This window comes from Nocardioides sp. (genome assembly GCF_044226305.1).
Taxonomy (GTDB): Bacteria; Actinomycetota; Actinomycetes; order Propionibacteriales; family Nocardioidaceae; genus Nocardioides.
In genome coordinates, this window is sequence record NZ_JBGAHF010000027.1 from 1 (window position 1) to 17,549 (window position 17,549).

At 72.0% G+C, this 17,549-nt stretch carries 19 protein-coding genes; 4 read left to right on the forward strand and 15 right to left on the reverse strand.

The annotated features are described in order from the left end of the window. Positions 1-366 precede the first annotated feature (366 nt). Positions 367-834 carry a VOC family protein gene (locus ACILQ5_RS19870; protein WP_395659763.1) on the forward strand — a complete coding sequence of 156 codons (468 nt, stop codon included), beginning with the start codon at positions 367-369 and terminating at the stop codon, positions 832-834. A gap of 293 nt (positions 835-1,127) precedes the next feature. Next, positions 1,128-1,673 carry a hypothetical protein gene (locus ACILQ5_RS19875; protein ID WP_395659764.1) on the forward strand — a complete coding sequence of 182 codons (546 nt, stop codon included), beginning with the start codon at positions 1,128-1,130 and terminating at the stop codon, positions 1,671-1,673. 18 nt (positions 1,674-1,691) lie between these two features. On the opposite strand, the gene ACILQ5_RS19880 is transcribed toward ACILQ5_RS19875, so the two are convergent. Then, complete coding sequence (locus ACILQ5_RS19880; RefSeq protein WP_395659765.1) at positions 1,692-2,381, reverse strand: lysostaphin resistance A-like protein; 690 nt, start codon at positions 2,379-2,381, stop codon at positions 1,692-1,694. Between the two features lie 137 nt (positions 2,382-2,518). Beyond that, positions 2,519-2,947, reverse strand: coding sequence for a hypothetical protein (locus ACILQ5_RS19885; RefSeq protein WP_395659766.1), 429 nt, complete (start codon positions 2,945-2,947; stop codon positions 2,519-2,521). A gap of 215 nt (positions 2,948-3,162) precedes the next feature. Here ACILQ5_RS19885 and ACILQ5_RS19890 point away from each other — a divergent pair, with 215 nt between their 5' ends. Together ACILQ5_RS19890 and ACILQ5_RS19895 are read left to right on the forward strand one after the other, a co-directional pair. After that, complete coding sequence (locus ACILQ5_RS19890) at positions 3,163-4,293, forward strand: phospholipase D-like domain-containing protein (protein ID WP_395659767.1); 1,131 nt, start codon at positions 3,163-3,165, stop codon at positions 4,291-4,293. A gap of 52 nt (positions 4,294-4,345) precedes the next feature. Continuing rightward, complete coding sequence (locus ACILQ5_RS19895) at positions 4,346-5,566, forward strand: hypothetical protein (protein ID WP_395659768.1); 1,221 nt, start codon at positions 4,346-4,348, stop codon at positions 5,564-5,566. 4 nt (positions 5,567-5,570) lie between these two features. Here ACILQ5_RS19895 and ACILQ5_RS19900 read toward each other — a convergent pair whose 3' ends face one another. The 13 genes from ACILQ5_RS19900 to ACILQ5_RS19960 all read right to left on the reverse strand — a co-directional run bounded on the left by ACILQ5_RS19900 (position 5,571) and on the right by ACILQ5_RS19960 (position 17,526). Further along, a complete protein-coding gene (locus tag ACILQ5_RS19900; protein ID WP_395659769.1) occupies positions 5,571-6,158 on the reverse strand; it encodes a TetR/AcrR family transcriptional regulator in 588 nt (195 codons plus the stop codon). 9 nt (positions 6,159-6,167) lie between these two features. Beyond that, positions 6,168-6,539, reverse strand: a complete 372-nt coding sequence (locus ACILQ5_RS19905) for a carboxymuconolactone decarboxylase family protein (RefSeq protein WP_395659770.1) — start codon at positions 6,537-6,539, stop codon at positions 6,168-6,170. Further along, a complete protein-coding gene (locus ACILQ5_RS19910) occupies positions 6,536-7,348 on the reverse strand; it encodes an NAD(P)-dependent oxidoreductase (protein ID WP_395659771.1) in 813 nt (270 codons plus the stop codon). The genes ACILQ5_RS19905 and ACILQ5_RS19910 overlap by 4 nt, the downstream gene beginning before the upstream one ends. Next, positions 7,345-8,076, reverse strand: a complete 732-nt coding sequence (locus tag ACILQ5_RS19915) for an SDR family oxidoreductase (RefSeq protein WP_395659772.1) — start codon at positions 8,074-8,076, stop codon at positions 7,345-7,347. The genes ACILQ5_RS19910 and ACILQ5_RS19915 overlap by 4 nt, the downstream gene beginning before the upstream one ends. Positions 8,077-8,084: 8 nt before the next feature. Continuing rightward, positions 8,085-9,542, reverse strand: coding sequence for an aldehyde dehydrogenase (locus ACILQ5_RS19920; RefSeq protein WP_395659773.1), 1,458 nt, complete (start codon positions 9,540-9,542; stop codon positions 8,085-8,087). Then, complete coding sequence (locus ACILQ5_RS19925) at positions 9,539-10,153, reverse strand: hypothetical protein (protein ID WP_395659774.1); 615 nt, start codon at positions 10,151-10,153, stop codon at positions 9,539-9,541. The genes ACILQ5_RS19920 and ACILQ5_RS19925 overlap by 4 nt, the downstream gene beginning before the upstream one ends. After that, on the reverse strand, positions 10,150-10,356 hold the full coding sequence (locus ACILQ5_RS19930; RefSeq protein ID WP_395659775.1) for a ferredoxin: 207 nt from the start codon (positions 10,354-10,356) through the stop codon (positions 10,150-10,152). The genes ACILQ5_RS19925 and ACILQ5_RS19930 overlap by 4 nt, the downstream gene beginning before the upstream one ends. Then, entirely contained in the window at positions 10,353-11,708 is a 1,356-nt protein-coding gene (locus tag ACILQ5_RS19935; protein ID WP_395659776.1) for a cytochrome P450, read from the reverse strand. The genes ACILQ5_RS19930 and ACILQ5_RS19935 overlap by 4 nt, the downstream gene beginning before the upstream one ends. Then, positions 11,705-12,493, reverse strand: a complete 789-nt coding sequence (locus ACILQ5_RS19940) for an SDR family oxidoreductase (RefSeq protein WP_395659777.1) — start codon at positions 12,491-12,493, stop codon at positions 11,705-11,707. Before ACILQ5_RS19940 ends, ACILQ5_RS19935 begins: the two co-directional genes overlap by 4 nt. After that, positions 12,490-13,728, reverse strand: a complete 1,239-nt coding sequence (locus ACILQ5_RS19945) for a cytochrome P450 (protein ID WP_395659778.1) — start codon at positions 13,726-13,728, stop codon at positions 12,490-12,492. The genes ACILQ5_RS19940 and ACILQ5_RS19945 overlap by 4 nt, the downstream gene beginning before the upstream one ends. Before the next feature lie 347 nt (positions 13,729-14,075). Further along, positions 14,076-14,594: a hypothetical protein gene (locus tag ACILQ5_RS19950; protein WP_395659779.1), complete on the reverse strand. Its 519-nt coding sequence runs from the start codon at positions 14,592-14,594 to the stop codon at positions 14,076-14,078. Positions 14,595-14,985: 391 nt separating this feature from the next. After that, positions 14,986-16,332, reverse strand: a complete 1,347-nt coding sequence (locus ACILQ5_RS19955) for a DUF222 domain-containing protein (RefSeq protein WP_395659780.1) — start codon at positions 16,330-16,332, stop codon at positions 14,986-14,988. A gap of 87 nt (positions 16,333-16,419) precedes the next feature. Next, positions 16,420-17,526 (reverse strand): TIGR03857 family LLM class F420-dependent oxidoreductase, encoded by a 1,107-nt coding sequence (locus tag ACILQ5_RS19960; RefSeq protein ID WP_395659781.1) that lies wholly within the window; start codon positions 17,524-17,526, stop codon positions 16,420-16,422. Positions 17,527-17,549: the final 23 nt, after the last annotated feature.

A 17,549-nucleotide genomic window follows, 5' to 3' on the forward strand; every position in this document is an offset into this window, starting at 1 on the left:
GCCGGCGTCCGGGAGAGTTCGTGTGCGTAGTCGCGGGGAGCCTCGCACCCAGGACCGGGTGTGCCCTCTCCGGGCCCGTCTCCTCGACAGGACGATCTAGAGAGTGCACGCTTTCTAGGCCAATCTAGATGGACTACCTAGGGTCAGGACCTTCGCAAGAAGTACTAGCCTGTTACAAGCCCGGTACAAATGGCCGGGGAATCTCGACGTTTGCGCAGGTCAGCATGGGTGAGTCAGTCAGTACTACGACATCTAGTCGAAGCCCGGCCTGACCCGGTCGCCCCGCCGCTCGGCCGCGGCGGGGCGATCGGCATGTCAGGCGTCGGGCAGAGACCACGGACGCGGTCGTCAGCCAGACTCGCGGGCATGACCCACACCCCTGAGAACCGCCCCCGCGTCCGACAGCTCCGCGTGGTCGTCGAGGCCGACGACCACGAGGCGGCGGTGACCTTCTACCGCAACGTCCTCGGGATGGATGAGGTCGCGGCCTTCGCCGAGGGCGGCGACGACCGTGTGGCGATCCTCGACGCCGGCCGGGCGACGCTCGAGATCGCCAGCCCGACCCACAAGGCGCTGATCGACCGGGTCGAGGGAGTCACCGAGGAGAGCCCCCGCATCCGGTTGGCGTTCGAGGTGGACGACTCCGCGCGCACGACGGGCGAGCTCGAGGCGGCCGGTGCCCGGGTGGTCGCCCCACCCGTCCTGACGCCCTGGCGCTCGCTCAACGCACGGCTCGAGGCGCCGGCCGACCTCCAGATCACCGTGTTCCAGGAGACGGTCTCGCCGGAGCAGCGGTCGGGTCTTCCCGGCTTCGACACCGACGAGCGCCGGTAGCCCGGCCGGCACGTCCCCACCGGAGCCCGGCCACCCCCGCAACCTGTCCAGACCGCCGGGTTTGGCCGGCGGCGAGCGTGGGCAGGGTGTGGTCACCCCTCCGGCGCACTCCCCCGTTGTTCCGGAGGGGTTCCACATCTCCGGGTGCTGCTCCGCCCCGCGGCACCACGCGGTCGCTGGTCGCCCGTCGAGGGACCTAAGCCCCTGATCGGACGCCCCTGCGCCTCGGACAATGGCGCTGACCGGTGTGAACGCCCACGCCACGAACGCCACCGCACGGACAGGGGCCCTCGATGCGACGCCGCCTCCCCCGCCGTACGGTGCTCCGGCAGCTGCCGGCGGACGCCGTGTTCAACCGCGGCAAGGACGCTGTCGTTGTCCTGGTCCTGCGGTGCTACCGGTCGTTCTCGATGGTGCTGGTCGGGCTCGGGGCGTGCATCGCCACCTGGGCGCACTCGGTCGACGACCTCGACCAGGCGTTCGTCAGCCCGGAGGCGATCATGAGGGCCCTGGTGACGCCCCTGGCGGCGCTCGCCGTGGGCATCGTGGTGCGCGCCTCGGTCACCCCCCTGGCCTGGGGGGCCGCCATGGCGTTCGTCGCCGTCACCAACCCGGAGATGACACCGCCGCCGAGGCGCGACACCGCCTGGACCAGGCTGAGCGACCAGGCCCGGATGGCCAGCGCGTACCGGCCGCTGCGCTGGACGACGTCCGTGCGCGACGCGGCGGTCGAGAGCCTCGGCCGGACCGGCAGCGTGCTCCAGCTGGCCGACGCGGTGCTGCGCGCGCTCGCGGTCCTCGCCTGGCTCGCGTTCGTGGTCCTGCTCGCCCTGCGCTGAGGGCACGACCGACGGTCGTCACCACAGTCCGTAGACAGGGCCCACGAAGAAGAACGCGACGAAGCCGATGGTGTTGTTGAAGCCGTGGGCCAGGACCGACGCCCACACGGTGTCGTAGCGGTAGCGCACGACGCTGAAGGCGATGCCGTCCAGGGAGACCACCAGCACCCCGATCGCCCCCTGCTCGGTGTGCAGCAGGCCGAACAGGACCGACGTGACCAGCACGGCCACCGGGACGGCGAGCCTGCTCTGCCCGATCACCTCCCGCACCCGGGTCTGCAGGTAGCCGCGGAACGCGAGCTCCTCCACGAAGGCCGCCAGCGTCCAGCTCAGCACCAGGAAGAGAGCGAGGAGGGCGACGTCACCCTCGACGTCGGCGAACCCGCTGAGGTCCTGGCGCCGACCCGACAGGTGGTTGGCCAGCGGCATCAGCAAGGCGAGCTGCACGACGGTCCACGCGGCGGCGAAGGCCAGCATCCGCAGCGTCAGGGGGCCGAAGGGGGCCCGGACCAGGCCGAGGGACGAGAACCCCACGCGCCGAACCGCCAGGGACAGCCCCGCCATCACCACCAGCACGAGGCTCGGGACGAGGAGGTCGGCCACCACCAGCACGCCGGCGACGAGCACCTCGAGGGCGGCGACCACGCGCCACGCCGTACCCGCCCGGGTCGTCCCGGCCCGCGCCGTTCCCGTCAGCGCCGATCCCACCGCCGTCTCCTCGCCAGAGCTTCCACAGCCCGCTGGCACCAGCACATCGCCGGTCCGGCCGTGGGACCAGGGCCCAAGGCCCTCGAGTCGTTGGCAGACGCGTGAGCCGCACCGCACCGCGGGAGCGGCTCGGCGGCTCAGTCCCGCACGGAGGCCAGGACCGTGGCGACCAGCTCGCGGTCGCTGCCGGAGACGTACACCGCGTAGCCGCCGGCTTCGGCGTAGCCCGCCCACGCCGCACCGTCGACCGAGGGATCACCGCGGCGCACGCCCGGCCCGTGCGCCGGGTCGAAGGTGGCGGAGACGTAGAAGGACAGGCCGTCGCCGTCGGTGTCGCAGCCGGCCCCCTCCGGTTCCGCCCACCGCTCGAACACGAACTCGCAGCCGTCGCGGTCCGACCGCACCCAGTCCGCGGGGAGGTCGACCCGGACCCCGTCGTACTCGATGGTCTGCCACCCGTCCGCGGTGGACGGGTCGTCGACGACCCGCGCACCGTCGTGCGCCACGGTGTGCCACAGCACGAGGCCGGCGACGATCAGCACGGATGCAGCGGCGACGAGCACCACGCGCCGACCGACACCGCTCATACGGGGTGGGACGCGGAGCGGCCCCCGGCGGTTCCGCCCGAGGTCGCCGGCTCGAGACACTCCGGCTCGACCCGCAGGGAGACGCCGGGGCAACGACGTACGTGGGATGCGTACTGCTGCTCCTCAGGGTTTGACCAGGCCTGGGGCCGACGTGCGCGTCGCGCCGTGACCCCCGTGCCCGGGGAGGAGGAGCGATGGCTTTCGTCAGCGGCGGTATCAGCATGTACCTCGGCCCACCTGTGCTAGGGGCCCCCGACGACCTGGAGGCCGTCATCGTGGACTTCCTCGACGGGGCGGTCCACCAGCTCGACATCGCGGTCCAGGAGATCGACTCGCGCACCATCGCCACCGCCGTCATCGCCGCCCGCCGGCGGCGGGTCCGCGTCCGGGTCATCCTCGAGGGCGACTACCTGGTCGAGGCCCCCGCGCTCGACGACCCCTGGACCGTCGGCGGCCCGCTCGAGGAGAACCGGATCATCTACAACGCGCTCCAGCGGGCCGGTGTCGACGTCATCACGGACCTGAACCCGGCGATCTTCCACCAGAAGTTCGTGGTGCGGGACCCCGGCCGCACGACCGCGGCCGTGCTGACCGGCTCGACCAACTTCACGCTGACCGACACCGGGAAGAACACGGCGGCCGCGCCCCTCGCCGCGGGGAACAACCTCAACCACGTCGTCGTGCTGCACGGACAACGGGCGTGCACCCAGTACGGCGCCGAGTTCGAACGGCTGCGCAGCGGCACCTTCGGCGTGCTCCACGAGCGACGCGATCCCCGGCCGGCGGAGTTCGAGCTGGGCGGGATGCGCGTCAAGCCGGTCTTCGCGCCGGACCAGGGCCCCGAGATGGAGATCATGAAGCAGATGCTCAAGGCGCGGAGCTCCGTCGACTTCGCGATCTTCACCTTCGCGCAGTCCTCCGGGATCGACGACACGATGCTCCGGATGGCGCCGCCCGCCATCGGTCGGCTCCGGGGCGTGCTCGACCGAGAGCAGGGCTCCCAGGCGTGGGCCGCCACCGACCCGCTCGTGGCTGCCGGCGTCGAGCTCTTCGAGAACGCACCCGGCACCGGGGTCCGCAAGGTCCACCACAAGCTGATGGTGATCGACGGCCAGCTGGTGATCGCCGGGAGCTTCAACTACACCGATCCAGCGAACACGCTCAACGACGAGAACATCGTGGTGCTCGGAGACCTCGAGGCCACCGATCCCGCCGAGCGCCAGGCCCAGGGCGCGCTGGCCGACCACGTCCTCGCCGAGATCGAGCGAATCATCACCGACCTCAGCCGACCGGTGCTGCCGGCGCCGGCGCCACCCCCGCCGTAGTCGGCGAGCCGCTTACTGGACACCTTTCTGGTCAGATGTCTAGATTGAGGCCGTGCCCAGCCGCTACCAGCAGCTCACCCGGGAGCAGCTCGCCGTCCTGGTCCCGGAGCTGCTGCTGACCGGCCACCTCATCGACCGGGCCGGCATGGCGTTCTGCATCGCCGAGCTGGGCCGTGAGTCGATGACGGAGATCGCCATCGAGGAGTGGGCCGGGGCGAGCCCGATCTACACCCGGCGGATGCAGCGGGCCCTCTCGTTCGAGGGCGACGACGTCGTGACGATCTTCAAGGGCCTCCAGCTCGACATCGGCGCGCCGCCGCAGTTCATGGACTTCCGCTACACCCTCGAGGACCGCTACCACGGCGGGTTCCACCTGGACCACTGCGGCGCCCTGCTCGACGTGGAGCCGATGGGCGAGGACTACGTGCGGTCGATGTGCCACGCGATCGAGGACCCGACGTTCGACGCCACCGCGGTCGCCACGAACCCCAAGGCCCGGATGCGGCCGGTCCATCGACCGCCGCGGGTGCCCTCCGACCGGCACCCGCACTGCGCGTGGACCGTGACGATCGACGACGACTCCCCCGCCGTCGAGCCGATCCCGGCCCTCGCCGTCAACGCCCGGACCCGCGCGGCCACCCTCGAGCTCGACCCGATCGACCCCGCCGACGAGGGGTACGGCGACTACGCCGGCGACCTGGTCAGCGACGTCGACTTCGCGGCGTTCTCGCGGTCGGCCCTGGTGCGGCTCGCCGACGAGGTGTGCCTGCAGATGCACCTGCTCGACCTGTCCTTCCTCCTCGCCGTCCGCGACCGCGCCGACTCCCCCACCGCCGGCCGGATCGCCCTCAGCCAGCTGGTCGGGCACGCCGGGATCACCGCCGAGCGCCTGCACCGCGCGCTCGGCCTCGGCGACGGGCCGGAGGACGCGGCGCGGCTGCTCGAGCTGCACCCGCTGGCCAACCCGGCGGCGTACGTCGACCTCGAGCGCGACGGCGCGACCGTCCGCGTGCGTCGCTCCCCCGCCCACGACGACGGGGCGTGGATCAGCCTCTGCGGACCGGGGTCGACCCGAGCACTGCAAGCGGTGGTGCGCGCCGTCGACCCCCACCTCGACGTGGAGGTCGCGGGGACCGAGAGCGACTGGACCGCGACCGTCGTCCGGACCGACGCAGCGGCCCCTGAGGCCGGCGAGGTGGCGATCACCCGGTTCAGCGGGGGCGCCGCGTTCCGGTTCGAGCCGCGCCGGTCGCTGCCGCTCTTCGTGTCCTGACGAGTCAGGCGTTGCCGCGGACGATCACCTCGACCGCGGACTCGAGCTGGGGCCCGAGCTCGTCGTAGCCGAGGATCCCCATGCCGGCCTCGAGCAGGGCGCCGGAGAACGCGAAGGTGAGGGTGCGCAGCAGGGCCGGGTCCGCGTCGCCGCCGAGCGCGGCGTCGAAGAGCTCGAACCAGTGCTGGCCGATCGTCAGCCGCAGCCGCTCCACGTCCGGGTCGTTGCCGAGCAGGCTCTTGGTGGCGGCCGCGGCCAGCGCCGGCGAGCCGCCGATGTGGTCGGCGAGGTGCCGCACGGTCTGCTGCACCCGCTCGACGGCGTCGCCCGACAGCTCGGGCGGCTCGGCGCTCGCCACGTGCCGCCAGAAGAGCGAGGCGAAGACGTGGTCCTTGGACGAGAAGTAGGTGTACGCCGTCGCCGGCGACACCCCGGCACGGGCCGCGACGAGGCGGACGGTCAGGTCGTCGTACGCCGACTCCTCGAGCGAGGCGCTGGCGGCGTCGAAGAGCTTCTCGACGGTCTCGACCTGGCGCGCGTTGAGGCCGCGGCGCGGCAACGTCGACGGCGGGCTCGACGGGAGGCTGGACACGGGCCGGCCCTACGATCTCGCCTGGGCGATCGTCGTCTCGACGATCTGGTTGACGCGCGACCCGCTCGGCCAGCCCGCGTAGTGGCACAGCAGGATCACGATCTCGCGCAGCTGCACCTCGTCGAGCTCGCCGGCGGCGTAGGCCGCCGGGATCTGGATCGTCAGCACGTCGTGCTGGTTCGACCCGGTCAGCAGCCCGATCAACAGCAGCCGGCGGTCGCGGTCGCTGAGCCCGGGGCGGTTCCAGATGTCGGCGAAGAGGTGGTCGGCGGTGTAGCGGAAGAAGTCGCCCTCGCCATCGGTCATCTCGAAGCCGTAGACCTCCTCCATCCGCTCCAGGCCGCGTCGCCGCACCTCCGGCAGGTCGTCGAACTTGCTCATGGCAGTCCCAGCTCCTTCCCCAGTCTCGGCAGCGCGTCGCGCGCGAGAGGTACGTCGACGCCGAGCTCGTCGGCGAGCGCGATCGCGAACGCCAGGTCCTTCTCCCCCAGCGCGCGGACGTGTCCGAGGACACCGAACCAGAAGTCGTCCGGCGGGATCGGCGCCGTGGTGTCGCGGAGCATGATCGCACCCGGGCCACCGGTGAGCGCGTCCGTGTGCCGCACGACCCGGCCGAGCTCGGCCACGTCGAGCCCGGCGGCCTCGGCGAGCCGGGACGCCTCCATCGCGGCCGTGAACGACACGAAGTGCATCAGGTTGCGGGCCAGCTTGAAGCGGGTCCCGGCACCGACCGGACCCGCGTGGACGACCTTGGTGCCCATCGCCTCCAGGGCCGGCCGGGCGAGCTCGAAGGCGTCGTCGGGGCCGCCGACCATGATCGCGAGCGTGCCCTCGGCCGCCCCCATCGGACCGCCGCTCACCGGGGCGTCGAGGACCCGGTGGCCCTGCGCCTCCAGCTCGGCGGGCGTGCCCGGCGCGACCGTCGAGTGCACGACCAGTACCGGCCCGGTCCCGACCTCGGCCGCGACCGCGCGCACCTGGTCGTCGTCGCGCACCATCACGCAGACGACGTCGCAGGTCGCGGCCAGCTCGGCCGCGCTGCCTGCCGCACTCGCCCCGGCAGCCACCAGCTCGGCGACCGGCTCCGGCGCCACGTCGTGCACGGTCAGGTCGACGTCCTCCGCGGCGGCGAGCCGCAGCGCCATCGGCTTCCCGATGTTGCCCAGGCCGACGAAGCCGACGCGCGTCATGCCCGGAACGTCTGTCCGCCGTCGACCGCGATGATCTGGCCGGTCACCCAGGACGACTCGTCGGAGAGCAAGAACAGGCAGGCGCCGACCATGTCCTCCGGCTGGCCCATCCGCTTCAGCGCCAGGCCCTTGACCAGCTCCTTGGCGGCGTCGCCGGCCTGCGTGCGCGTGGCAGCGGTGTCGGTCGGCCCGGGTGCGATGGCGTTGACACGGATCCTCATCCCGCCGAGCTCGTGGGCGAGCTGCTGGGTCAGGCCGTTCACGCCGACCTTCGCGAGGCCGTAGAAGCCGGAGTAGAGGTACGCGGCGGTGCTGGACTGGTTGACGATCGAGCCGCCCCCGCGGGCCTGCATGGACGGGTAGACCGCGCGGGTCATCACCAGGGCGCCGTCCATGTTCACCGACATGAACTTCCGGTAGTAGTCCCAGTCCACGCTGATCAGCAGGTCGAACTGCATGTCGCCGTAGATCGCGGCGTTGTTGACCAGCCCGTCGATGCCGCCGTGCTCCGCCACCACCGCCTCGACCAGCACCGCCGCCGACTCGTGCGACGAGACGTCGGTGCGCACGAACATCGCGCCGATGTCGGCGGCGACCTTCTCGCCCGACTCGACGTTGAGGTCGGCCACGACGACCAATGCGCCCTCGGCCGCGAGTGCCCGCGCGTACGCCTCGCCGATGCCCTGCGCCGCGCCCGTGACGACGACGACCTTGTCCTGGAAACGCATCTCGCTCCTCACGCGGGTTCTGCCACGGTCTTGGTCTCGAGGTACTCCTCGAACCCCGCGACGCCCATCTCCCGGCCGAGGCCGGACTGCTTGTAGCCGCCGAACGGCGCGTCCGGGCTGAACCACACCCCGCCGTTGACCGCGATCGTGCCGGTGCGGATCCGCGCAGCGACCGCCTTGGCCCGCTCCAGCGACCCGGACTCCACCGAGCCCGACAGGCCGTACGCCGAGTCGTTGGCGATCCGCACCGCGTCGTCGTCACCGTCGTGCGGGATGACGACCAGCACCGGGCCGAAGATCTCCTCCTGCGCGAGCCGGCTGGAGTTGTCGAGCCCGGCGACGACGGTCGGCTCGACCCAGTATCCGTCGCGGTCGAGGACGTGGCCGCCGGTGGCGAACGTGCCGCCCTCCTCCTCGGCGAGCCGGAGGTACGACGCCACCCGGTCGCGCTGGGCCTGCGAGATCACCGGTCCGCAGATCGCGCCCGGGTCGGCCGGGTCCTTGACCCCGATCGACTCCATCGTCGCCGCGGCGACCTGCACCGCCTCGTCGTACCGCTCCCGCGGGACCACGAGCCGGGTGGTGATCGCGCAGCCCTGGCCGGCGTGGATGCAGGCGGTGAACGCCGTCGCGCCGGCCGCCGCGGCCAGGTCGGCGTCGTCGAGCACGATCGCGGCGGACTTGCCGCCGAGCTCGAGGAAGACCTTCTTCAGGGTCGGCGCCGCGGCGGCCATGATCGCCCGGCCGGTCGCCGTCGAGCCGGTGAACGACACCATGTCGACGCGCGGGTCGGTGGTCAGCTGCGCCGCCACGTCGTTGGCGCGCGGGGTCACGACGTTGAGGACCCCGGGCGGGATGTCGGTGTGCTCGGCGACCAGCCGGCCCAGCTCGCAGGCCAGCCACGGGGTGTCCGGCGCGGGCTTGAGCACGACCGTGCAGCCGGCCGCGAGCGCCGGACCGACCTTGGCGAGGTTGATCTGGGTCGGCACGTTCCACGGCGTGATCGCGGCGACGACGCCGACCGGCTCCCGACGCACCGTCCGGCGGGACGCGATGCCCATCGGGTGCGCGACGCCCAGGTCGGTCTCGAACTCGTAGTCCTCGAGCAGGTCGGTGACCCACCGCAGGCCGTCGACGGGGACGTCGAAGCCGGCGGCGCCCATCATGAAGCCGGGCATGCCGACCTCGGCGGTGGTGAGCGCCCTGAAGGGCTCGGCGTCCTCGAGCAGCGCGGCGTGCAGCTGGCGCAGGCAGCGCACCCGCAGCTCGGTGTCCGTCGACCAGTCGCTCTCGTCGAAGGCGCGACGCGCCGCGGCGATCGCGGCCTCCACGTCGGTGGCCGTCGAGTCGGGTGCGCGGCCGATCTCCCGCCCCGTCGCCGGGTCCAGGATCGGGAACGTCGTCCCGTCGGCCGCACCGATGAGCTTGCCGTCGACCAGCTGCTGGGCGGGAGGAGGAAGGGTCATCGGGCGGGCTCCTGGGTCGCGAAGTCGCCGCGTTCCACCGGCGGCGGCCAGACCGTCGACGGCATCTCCCGGTAGCGGTAGTGCCCTGGGGTCCCGAGGCCACCCACCGACATCCGCTTCAGCAGCGTGTCCGGCGCCTTGCCGGCCTCGACGATCTGCAGGAACGTGTGGGCCGTCGACGGCATGTCGAACCAGTCGCGCTGCCAGGCGATCTTCACCAGGCCGTCGTCCGCGCCGCCGACCTGGCGCTCCAGCCCGAACCAGGAGCCGCCGATGCCGAGGATCTCGTACTCCTCACCGGCGTCGTCGAGGATGCCCGACTTCTGCTTCCAGAAGCCGACGACCATGCCCTTCTGCTCGTCGATCAGCGTGCACTGGTAGTCGTAGTGCCAGCCGTCCAGGCCGTCCATCTCAATCCCGATCGCGTAGTCGCGGACCTGGTCGCGGCCGACCGCCATGAAGTGCTCGTCCGGGCTGTACATCCAGCCGTAGGTCGCGTCCTCGGCGTACCACTCGGCCATGATCCGCCAGTCGCCGGTGCGCTCGGCCTCCCGGTTGACCTCCAGCCAGGACTCCCAGAACTCCTCGATGTCGGCGCGGGTGAGCGTCATGCTTCCTCCTCGATCGACAACGCCATGGCCGGGCAGTAGCGGACCGCGGCCTCCACCTGGGGCCGCAGCGGGTCGTGCGGGTGCTCCTGGAGCACGGTCACCTGGTCGGTGCCGTCGTCGAACCCGAACACGTCGGGCGCCTCCCCCTGGCACATCTGGTGCCCCTGGCACAGGCCGGCGTCGGCCACCACCCGCCAGCTCATCGGACCCTCCGGCGGTAGCGGACCCGGCAGGGCTGCTCGAGCTGGATGACCATCTTCGAGAGGTCGTCGCGGTAGGTCTCCGCGGGCTGGGCCATCTCGAACTCGTAGTCGCGCAGCACCACCGAGAAGATCGCCTTCATCTGCATCATCGCGAACGCGTTGCCCACGCACCGGTGCTTGCCGGCGCCGAACGGGATCCAGGTCCACCGGTTCTGGAGGTCGTCCTGCCGCGGGTCGACGTACCGCCCCGGGTCGAAGGCCTCCGGGTCCGGGAAGTCCTCGGCCAGCCGGTTCGACACCCGGGGCGACGCGGCAACCACGGTGCCGACCGGGATGGTGTGCCCGGCGAGCTCGATCTCCTCGGCGACCACGCGCATCAGGATGATCAGCGGTGGGTGCAGCCGCAGTGTCTCCTTGAGCACCGACTCCAGCACCGGGATCGACCGCAGCGCCTGGAAGGAGACCTCGGCCCCGTCGGCGTAGAGATCGTCGAGCTCCTGGACCACGGCGGCCATCACGTCGGGGTGGCGCATCAGCTCGATCAGGGCCCAGGAGGAGGTGCCCGAGGTCGTGTGGTGGCCGGCGAACATCATCGAGATGAAGATCCCGGTCACGTAGTCCGCGCTCATGTCCAGGGAGATCAGCACGTCGAGCAGGTCGCGGTCCTCGCGCGCGACGGTGCCGCGGGCCTTCCGGCGGTCGATGATGCCCTGGACCATCGCGACCAGTCCCTCGCGACCCGCGTCGCGGCGCCGGAACGACTCGATGTCGGCGTACGGGTCGACGTAGGCGATCGCGTCCGTGCCGCGCTCGAGGTCGTGGAAGTAGCCGACGAAGCTGTTGTCGAGCTCCTCGCGGAACGGCTTGCCGATCAGGCAGGCCGAGGTCGTGTAGACGGTCAGCTCGCCGAACCAGTCGAGCAGGTCGACCTCGCCCTCCTCGCCCCAGCCGGCGACCATCCGCGTGATCTCGGCCTCGATGGTCGCGGCGTGGCCGCGCATCATGTCGCCGCGCAGCGCCTGGTTCTTCAGCATCTGCTGCCGCTCCTCGGGCGAGGCGTCGAAGACGACGCCCTTGCCGAAGACCGGAGTCATGAACGGGTACGCCGCCGCCTGGTCGAGCATGCTGTCCGGCGCCCGGAAGAACTGCTCCTGCGCGTCGGCACCGAAGACCAGGACCACGTCCTTGTCGGCCAGCCGGAACCGGCCGACGTCGCCGCACTCGGCGTGCACCCGCTCCAGCAGCCCGATCGGGTCGACCCGCATCTCGGCCAAGTGGCCGTAGCCGTCGTCGGGCACCGCGAAGGAGACCTCGGGGATGTCGGCGATCGCCGACCGTGTCGTGGTGGTCATCGGTCCTCCGGGTCCGACAGGGGGGCCTCCGGCGAGACCTCGATCAGGTTGAGGTGCACGCCCCGGGGCGCGCTGACGACGGTGGTGATCGCGTCGGCGACCGCCGTGGGCTTGAGGAAGTGCGGGTGCCGGGCCTGGCCGAAGCGCTCCCACTGGCCGAGGACGAACGCGGCCTCGTCGACGTCCCAGTCCGAGCCCATCTCGCTCCAGGTCGGGCCCGGCCGGACGATGGACGCGCGCACGCCGGTGCCCTCGAGCTCCATCTGCATCGCGTGCGCCAGGCCCTCGAGGCCCCACTTCCCGGCGGCGTACGACGACATGAACGGTCGCGCCCGGACGGCGACGTCCGAGGAGACGAAGACGAGGTCACCGCGGCGGCGCTCCACCATGCCGGGCACGAACGCGCGGACCAGCCGGTGCGCGCCGACGATGTTGAGGTCCAGCTCGCGGGAGAACCGCTCGGTGTCGACCTCGTGGACGGTGCCGGGTGCCACCGCACCTGCGTTGCTGACCACGACCTCGACGTCGCCGAGGTCGGCGGCGACCTTCTCGGCGAACGTCGCCACCGAGGCGTCGTCGGTCAGGTCGAGCGCGTGCACGACCGCCTCGCCGCCCTCGGCGCGCACCTGCGCGGCGACCTCCTCGCAGCGATCGGTCCGACGCGCGCCGAGCGCCACCGGGAACCCGGCGGCAGCGAGCGCGAGCGCCGTGGCGGCACCGATGCCGGACGAGGCGCCGGTCACCACCGCGGGCCGCCGCTCGGGCTGGGCGTACTTGCCGCTCACCCGGCCACCTGCCCGCGCAGCGTGGTCCGGACCGGCACCGAGGCGAACCCGCGCACGTTGATCGAGTGCACCCGCACGGACGCGTCGTGGTCGACCTCGACCGACCCGACGCGGCGCACCAGCTCCGTGAGCGCGATCCGCGCCTCGAGCCGGGCCAGGTTCGCGCCGAGGCAGAAGTGCCGGCCGCCGCCGAAGCTCAGCAGCCGGGCCAGCTCCTCCTTGTCGCGGAAGATGTCGAACCGGTCGGGGTCCTCGAAGACCCGGTCGTCCCGGTTGGCCGACCCGAGGACGAGCAGCGCCTTGGAGCCCGCGGGCGCGACCTTGCCGTGCAGCTCGACGTCGCGGAGCAGGTGCCGCGCGACCATCTGGCTGGAGGTGTCGTAGCGCAGCGTCTCCTCGATCCACGGCGTCACCAGGTCGTCGACGCCCTCGGGGTCGGCGAACACCCGGTCGTACTGCTCGGGGTGCCGCGTCAGGTGGAACAGCGCGTGCCCGAGCAGCTTGGTCGTGGTCTCGTTCCCGGCGACCACCATCAGGAAGAGGAAGGCGATGATCTCCTCCTCGGTGAGCCGGTCGGCGTCGATGCTCGCGGCCAGCAGCGCGCTGGTGAGGTCGTCGGTCGGCCGCTTCTTGCGGCTCTCCACCATCTCGGTGAAGTAGACGACCAGCGTCAGGGCCGCCGCCGACCCCTCGGGGGGCACGTCCCGGACGCCCGGCTCCCGGTGCACCAGCAGGTCGGCGAGGCGCCGTACCTCCGCCCGGTCGGACTCGGGGACGCCCATCATCTCGGAGATCACGTCCATCGGGAGCCGCCCCGCGAAGTCGTGGATCCAGTCGAAGGAGCCCTCCTCGAGGCACCGGGTCAGGTGCAGGTCGGTGAGCCGCTGGATCTGCGGCGCGAGCTCGGCGACCCGGCGCGGGGTGAAGCCCTTCGACACCAGCCGGCGCAGCCGGGTCTGCCGCGGTGGGTCCATCCCGAGGAACGACATCACCCGGTGGGCGTCCGGCCCCCAGGCGCTCTTGTCGATCGAGACCCCCATCGCGTTCGAGTAGGTGCCGACGCTGCGCACGGCGTGCTCGATGTCGGCGTGCCGGGTCAGCACCCAGACGTCGAGGTCGGGGTTGTGGTGCAGCGGGTCCTCGTCACGGCAGCGCCGGTACGTCGGGTAGGGATCCTCCTGGAACCCGTAGTCGTACGGGTCGAAGACGATCGGCGGGCTCGCGGTCGCGGTCACGCCGGGAGCCGATCCACAGACAGGTGACTGGACATGTGTCCAGCATGGGGCACGGGGCGGTCAGCGCGCAAGGGATGGTGCAGCTGGGGCACCCCTCCGGACCATGAGGCAAGCCCGCCGGGGCCGCGACCAGCAGCCAGACGACCAGCGAACCGACTTCTAGCAAGCTCAGCGGTCACGCGCTACTGCCGCCGAACCGGACCCCCACGCGGCAGACCCACGCCGCGCGGGGCACCTGCGGACCTGAGAGGCGGCAGCACCCTGCTACCGCAACGCACCAACGGTCCCCAGTTGCGTTGCCCTTCAAGTCAAGAAGCGCGCCCTAGGATGCCCAGGACGCCGCCGACTTACATCGAGAACGACGGACCAATGACCTCAATCTCCATGAGCCGATCGACGCGCGCCATAGCCTCGGGGTTTGTCGCTTGGGCAAGTTCGATCCAAGTGTCTACGCCCTGGCACACGTCCTCGCAGAAGACGTCGACCTGCAGCTGAAGGATGGAATTGATCTGATTGCAGTGGATCTGCCCGCCGCCCCGCGGGGGCGTCACGAAGCGAAATGCTGTCAGCGCCTTGCGGGCGTGCTGCTCCAGGATGTCGTCTGCACCTTCATGAAGCACAGCACAACGGAGCGCGTAGCAGTCATCTCCATGCAGGAATACGTGCGGCTCCCGGTCGGACCCAATGAGGTGGGTGTACTTAGGCACGAGGTATGCGTCGCACCAGGTGACGTACCGCTGACGCGAACGGTGACTGGGGTTCTCCAACTTCCCGCAGATGTCCGGCAGAGTGAGGGCCAGGCTGAGTGCCGCGTACCAGTTGCCTTGCTGAACTGCCTGTCGAGCGGCTCTGATTAAGTGCTGCATGCGAGTTCCCCCATGTGTTCCGAGGCCCGCATAGTCGCACGGAGCGCGCAGAGATCTTCGGCAATTGTCGACTTCGTGAGCGAGTGCTGCCGATAGCGCTGTGCGCTGGTTGATGCGGTCACCTATGGGGTTGTTACCTAAGCACTAGCCAGGTTGTCGAGGCTGGTGGAGCCGGCGGCAGGCGGCGGCCTCCGGGGAAGGTGCGCCGGTCGCGGGCGATCAGGGCGAGCCAGATCGCGGTGGTCACCAGCCGCTGGGTGCGGCCAGCATCGAGGACCTGGCCGGCGGTGCCGAGCACGACGGGGATGAGGTCGGCGTCGCGGGCCAGCCGGCGCGCGGCGGCCGCGGAGCGGGACTGGTCGTCAGCAGAAGCGACGTTGCCCGGACTGGTTCAGGCCGCTCGGTAGGGCGGGGTGACGTGCCAGGTGACGCGGCCGTCGCCGGTGCGGGGTGGTGGGTGCCAGACCGGTCTTCGGGTGTGGGGGTCGATCTCGAGGCGCCAGGCGGTCTGATGGGCCGTGGTGTGGTGGCGGCGGCAGAGCAACGCCAGGTTGTCGAGGCTGGTGGAGCCGCCGTCGGCCCAGTGGACGACGTGGTGGGCGTCGCAGGCGGCGGGCAGGCGGCGGCAGCCGGGGAAGGTGCAGTGCCGGTCTCGGGCGATCAGGGCGAGCCAGATCGCGGTGGTCACCAGGCGCTGGGTGCGGCCGACGTCGAGCACCTGGCCGGCGGTGCCGAGCACGACCGGGATGATGTCGGCGTCGCAGGCCAGCCGGCGCACGGCGGTCGCGGACAGGGACTGGTCGTCGGGCAGGCGCCCGGCGGCGTGCAGTCCCTGTCGCATCCGGTCGAGGTCCACGTGGACGTTCAGGCGGGGCCGGGCCCCGTGGGTCACGGGGAGGACGTCGGCGGTCTGGGCGCGCCGGCACAGCTCGACGAGGGCGTCCCACAGACGAGCGCCGTGCTCACGGGGGTCGCGGCCGTCGTGGGCACACCCGTCCTCGGGGCAGCGGGTGCCGCGCCGACCGGCGGCCAGGTGGGCGAGCTCCCCGCCGCAGGAGCCGGGCTCGGTGGTGACCGGAGCGGCCAGCGGGAGCAGGGTGGCCTTGACCAGTTCCACGTCCTCGGCGCTGCCGTAGCCCTTGCACCACGCTCCGCCGACCTCGTCGGGAGTGAACCCCAGGAACCGAGCGCGGTGTGCGGCGCGCTCGTGGCGGGGCTCGTCGTCGTCCGCACCGAGCAGCCGCCCGTCGGGGTCGATCTCGTCGACCACGTCGGACCAGGCGCGGTCCAGGTCGGTGGCGTCCAGGTCGTGCGCCCTGTCCAGCAGGGAGCGCGAGGCCATCCGCCGGACCTCCTCCACGCGGGGCAGTTGCGCGACGCGCTGGGCGATCACGCGGGCCTTGTCCATCGACAACCAGCCCTCGACCAGCCCCTGGCGGACGTCGGGCAGGTCGCGCAGCCCGGCCGCCAGCCGCAGCATCCCGCCCCCGGTGCCCTTCCGACCGCCCGCGACGGTCGTCAGGAAGTCCTTGGTCGACGCCCACGCGACCTCGCCTGCCGCGCCGGTGTGCTCCAGGCGGTCGGCGACCTCCAGGCGGACCGCGTCGAGCTGCGCGCGGACCCGTTCGAGCTCCACCATCGCCGCCGGCAGCTCCGCGGGCGGCACGTCGTCCCAGTCGACGGCCAGGAGCGACCCCACGCCCCGACGGGCGGCGTCGATCGCGGCCAGCGTATCCATGCCAGCATCTTAATCGAACACGTGTTCGAATACAAGTCCTGAACCGGCTCACCCGGTCCGCACCTCGCCCGCTCCCGGAGGACGGGTTCAGTCCCTAAGCCCCCGAGCCGCGCCCCAGCCGGGGTTGACCGGCAGCGCGTCGAGCCCGGCCGGCCGGACCAGGCGCCACGCCTCGAGCACGGGCGCGAGCTCGGCAGGCGTGGCTCCGTGCAGCACCACGCTGTCGGCGCCGGCGTCGAGCTGGTCGCGGATCCGCGCGGCACAGGCCTTCGGGGAGCCGGTCGCCGAGGCCGCCAGCCAGGAGGCCGGCAGCACGTCGTCGCGCAGGTGCTCCAGCTCGGCGACGGTGCCGATCGCGTCGAAGGCGCCCGGGTAGCCCTGCACCAGCGGGTCGCTCCGGAACCGCTCGAGGTCGGCGAGGTCCCAGCCGTTGGCCCGCACCAGCACCTCGCCGTAGCCCTGGAGGTAGGTGGCCAGCCGGCCCACCAGCTTGCGCAGCCGCAGCTCCTCGGGCAGCGCGTCGTCGACGGTGGCCAGCACCGACCACACCCGGACCGAGGCCGGGTCGCGCCCGGCCTCCTCGGCCGCCCGGCGTACCCGGCCCACGGAGCGGGCGACGGTCTCGTCGGTCATGAAGGTGTGCAGGACGACCCCGTCGGCGACCCGGCCGGCGAGGTCGAGGCTGCGGTCGCCGATCGCCATCATCAGCACCGGGATGTCCTCGTCGAAGGAGCTGTCCTGCGAGAGGTAGGGGTAGGAGCCGGCCGGCCCCTCGTGGCCGGCCACCGCGGTGCCGTGCCACAGGCTGCGGTAGATCCCGATCGCGTCGGCCATCTGGGCACCGGTCACGCGGGGCAGGCCCATCAGGTCGAAGAGCAGGTCGAAGCCGCGGCCGAGGCCGAGCGCGTACCGGCCGCCGGAGAGCCGGTGCAGGGTCGTGGCCATCGTCGCGGTCACGAGCGGGTGCCGGGTGTTGTGGTTGGTGGCGGCGGTCCCGATCCCGAGCCGCTCGGTGGTCGCCGCCACCGCGCCGGCGAGCACGCCGGCGTCCTTCACGTTGAACCGCTCGGAGAGGAACATGGCGCCGATCCCGAGCTCCTCGGCCAGCCCGGCCTCGGCCACGACTGCGCGGGGGTCGTCGGCGGGGCCGGCCAGGCCGTAGCAGCCGATCTCGGGCATCAGGTCACTGGACACGTGTCCAACCTAGGGGCGGCCGG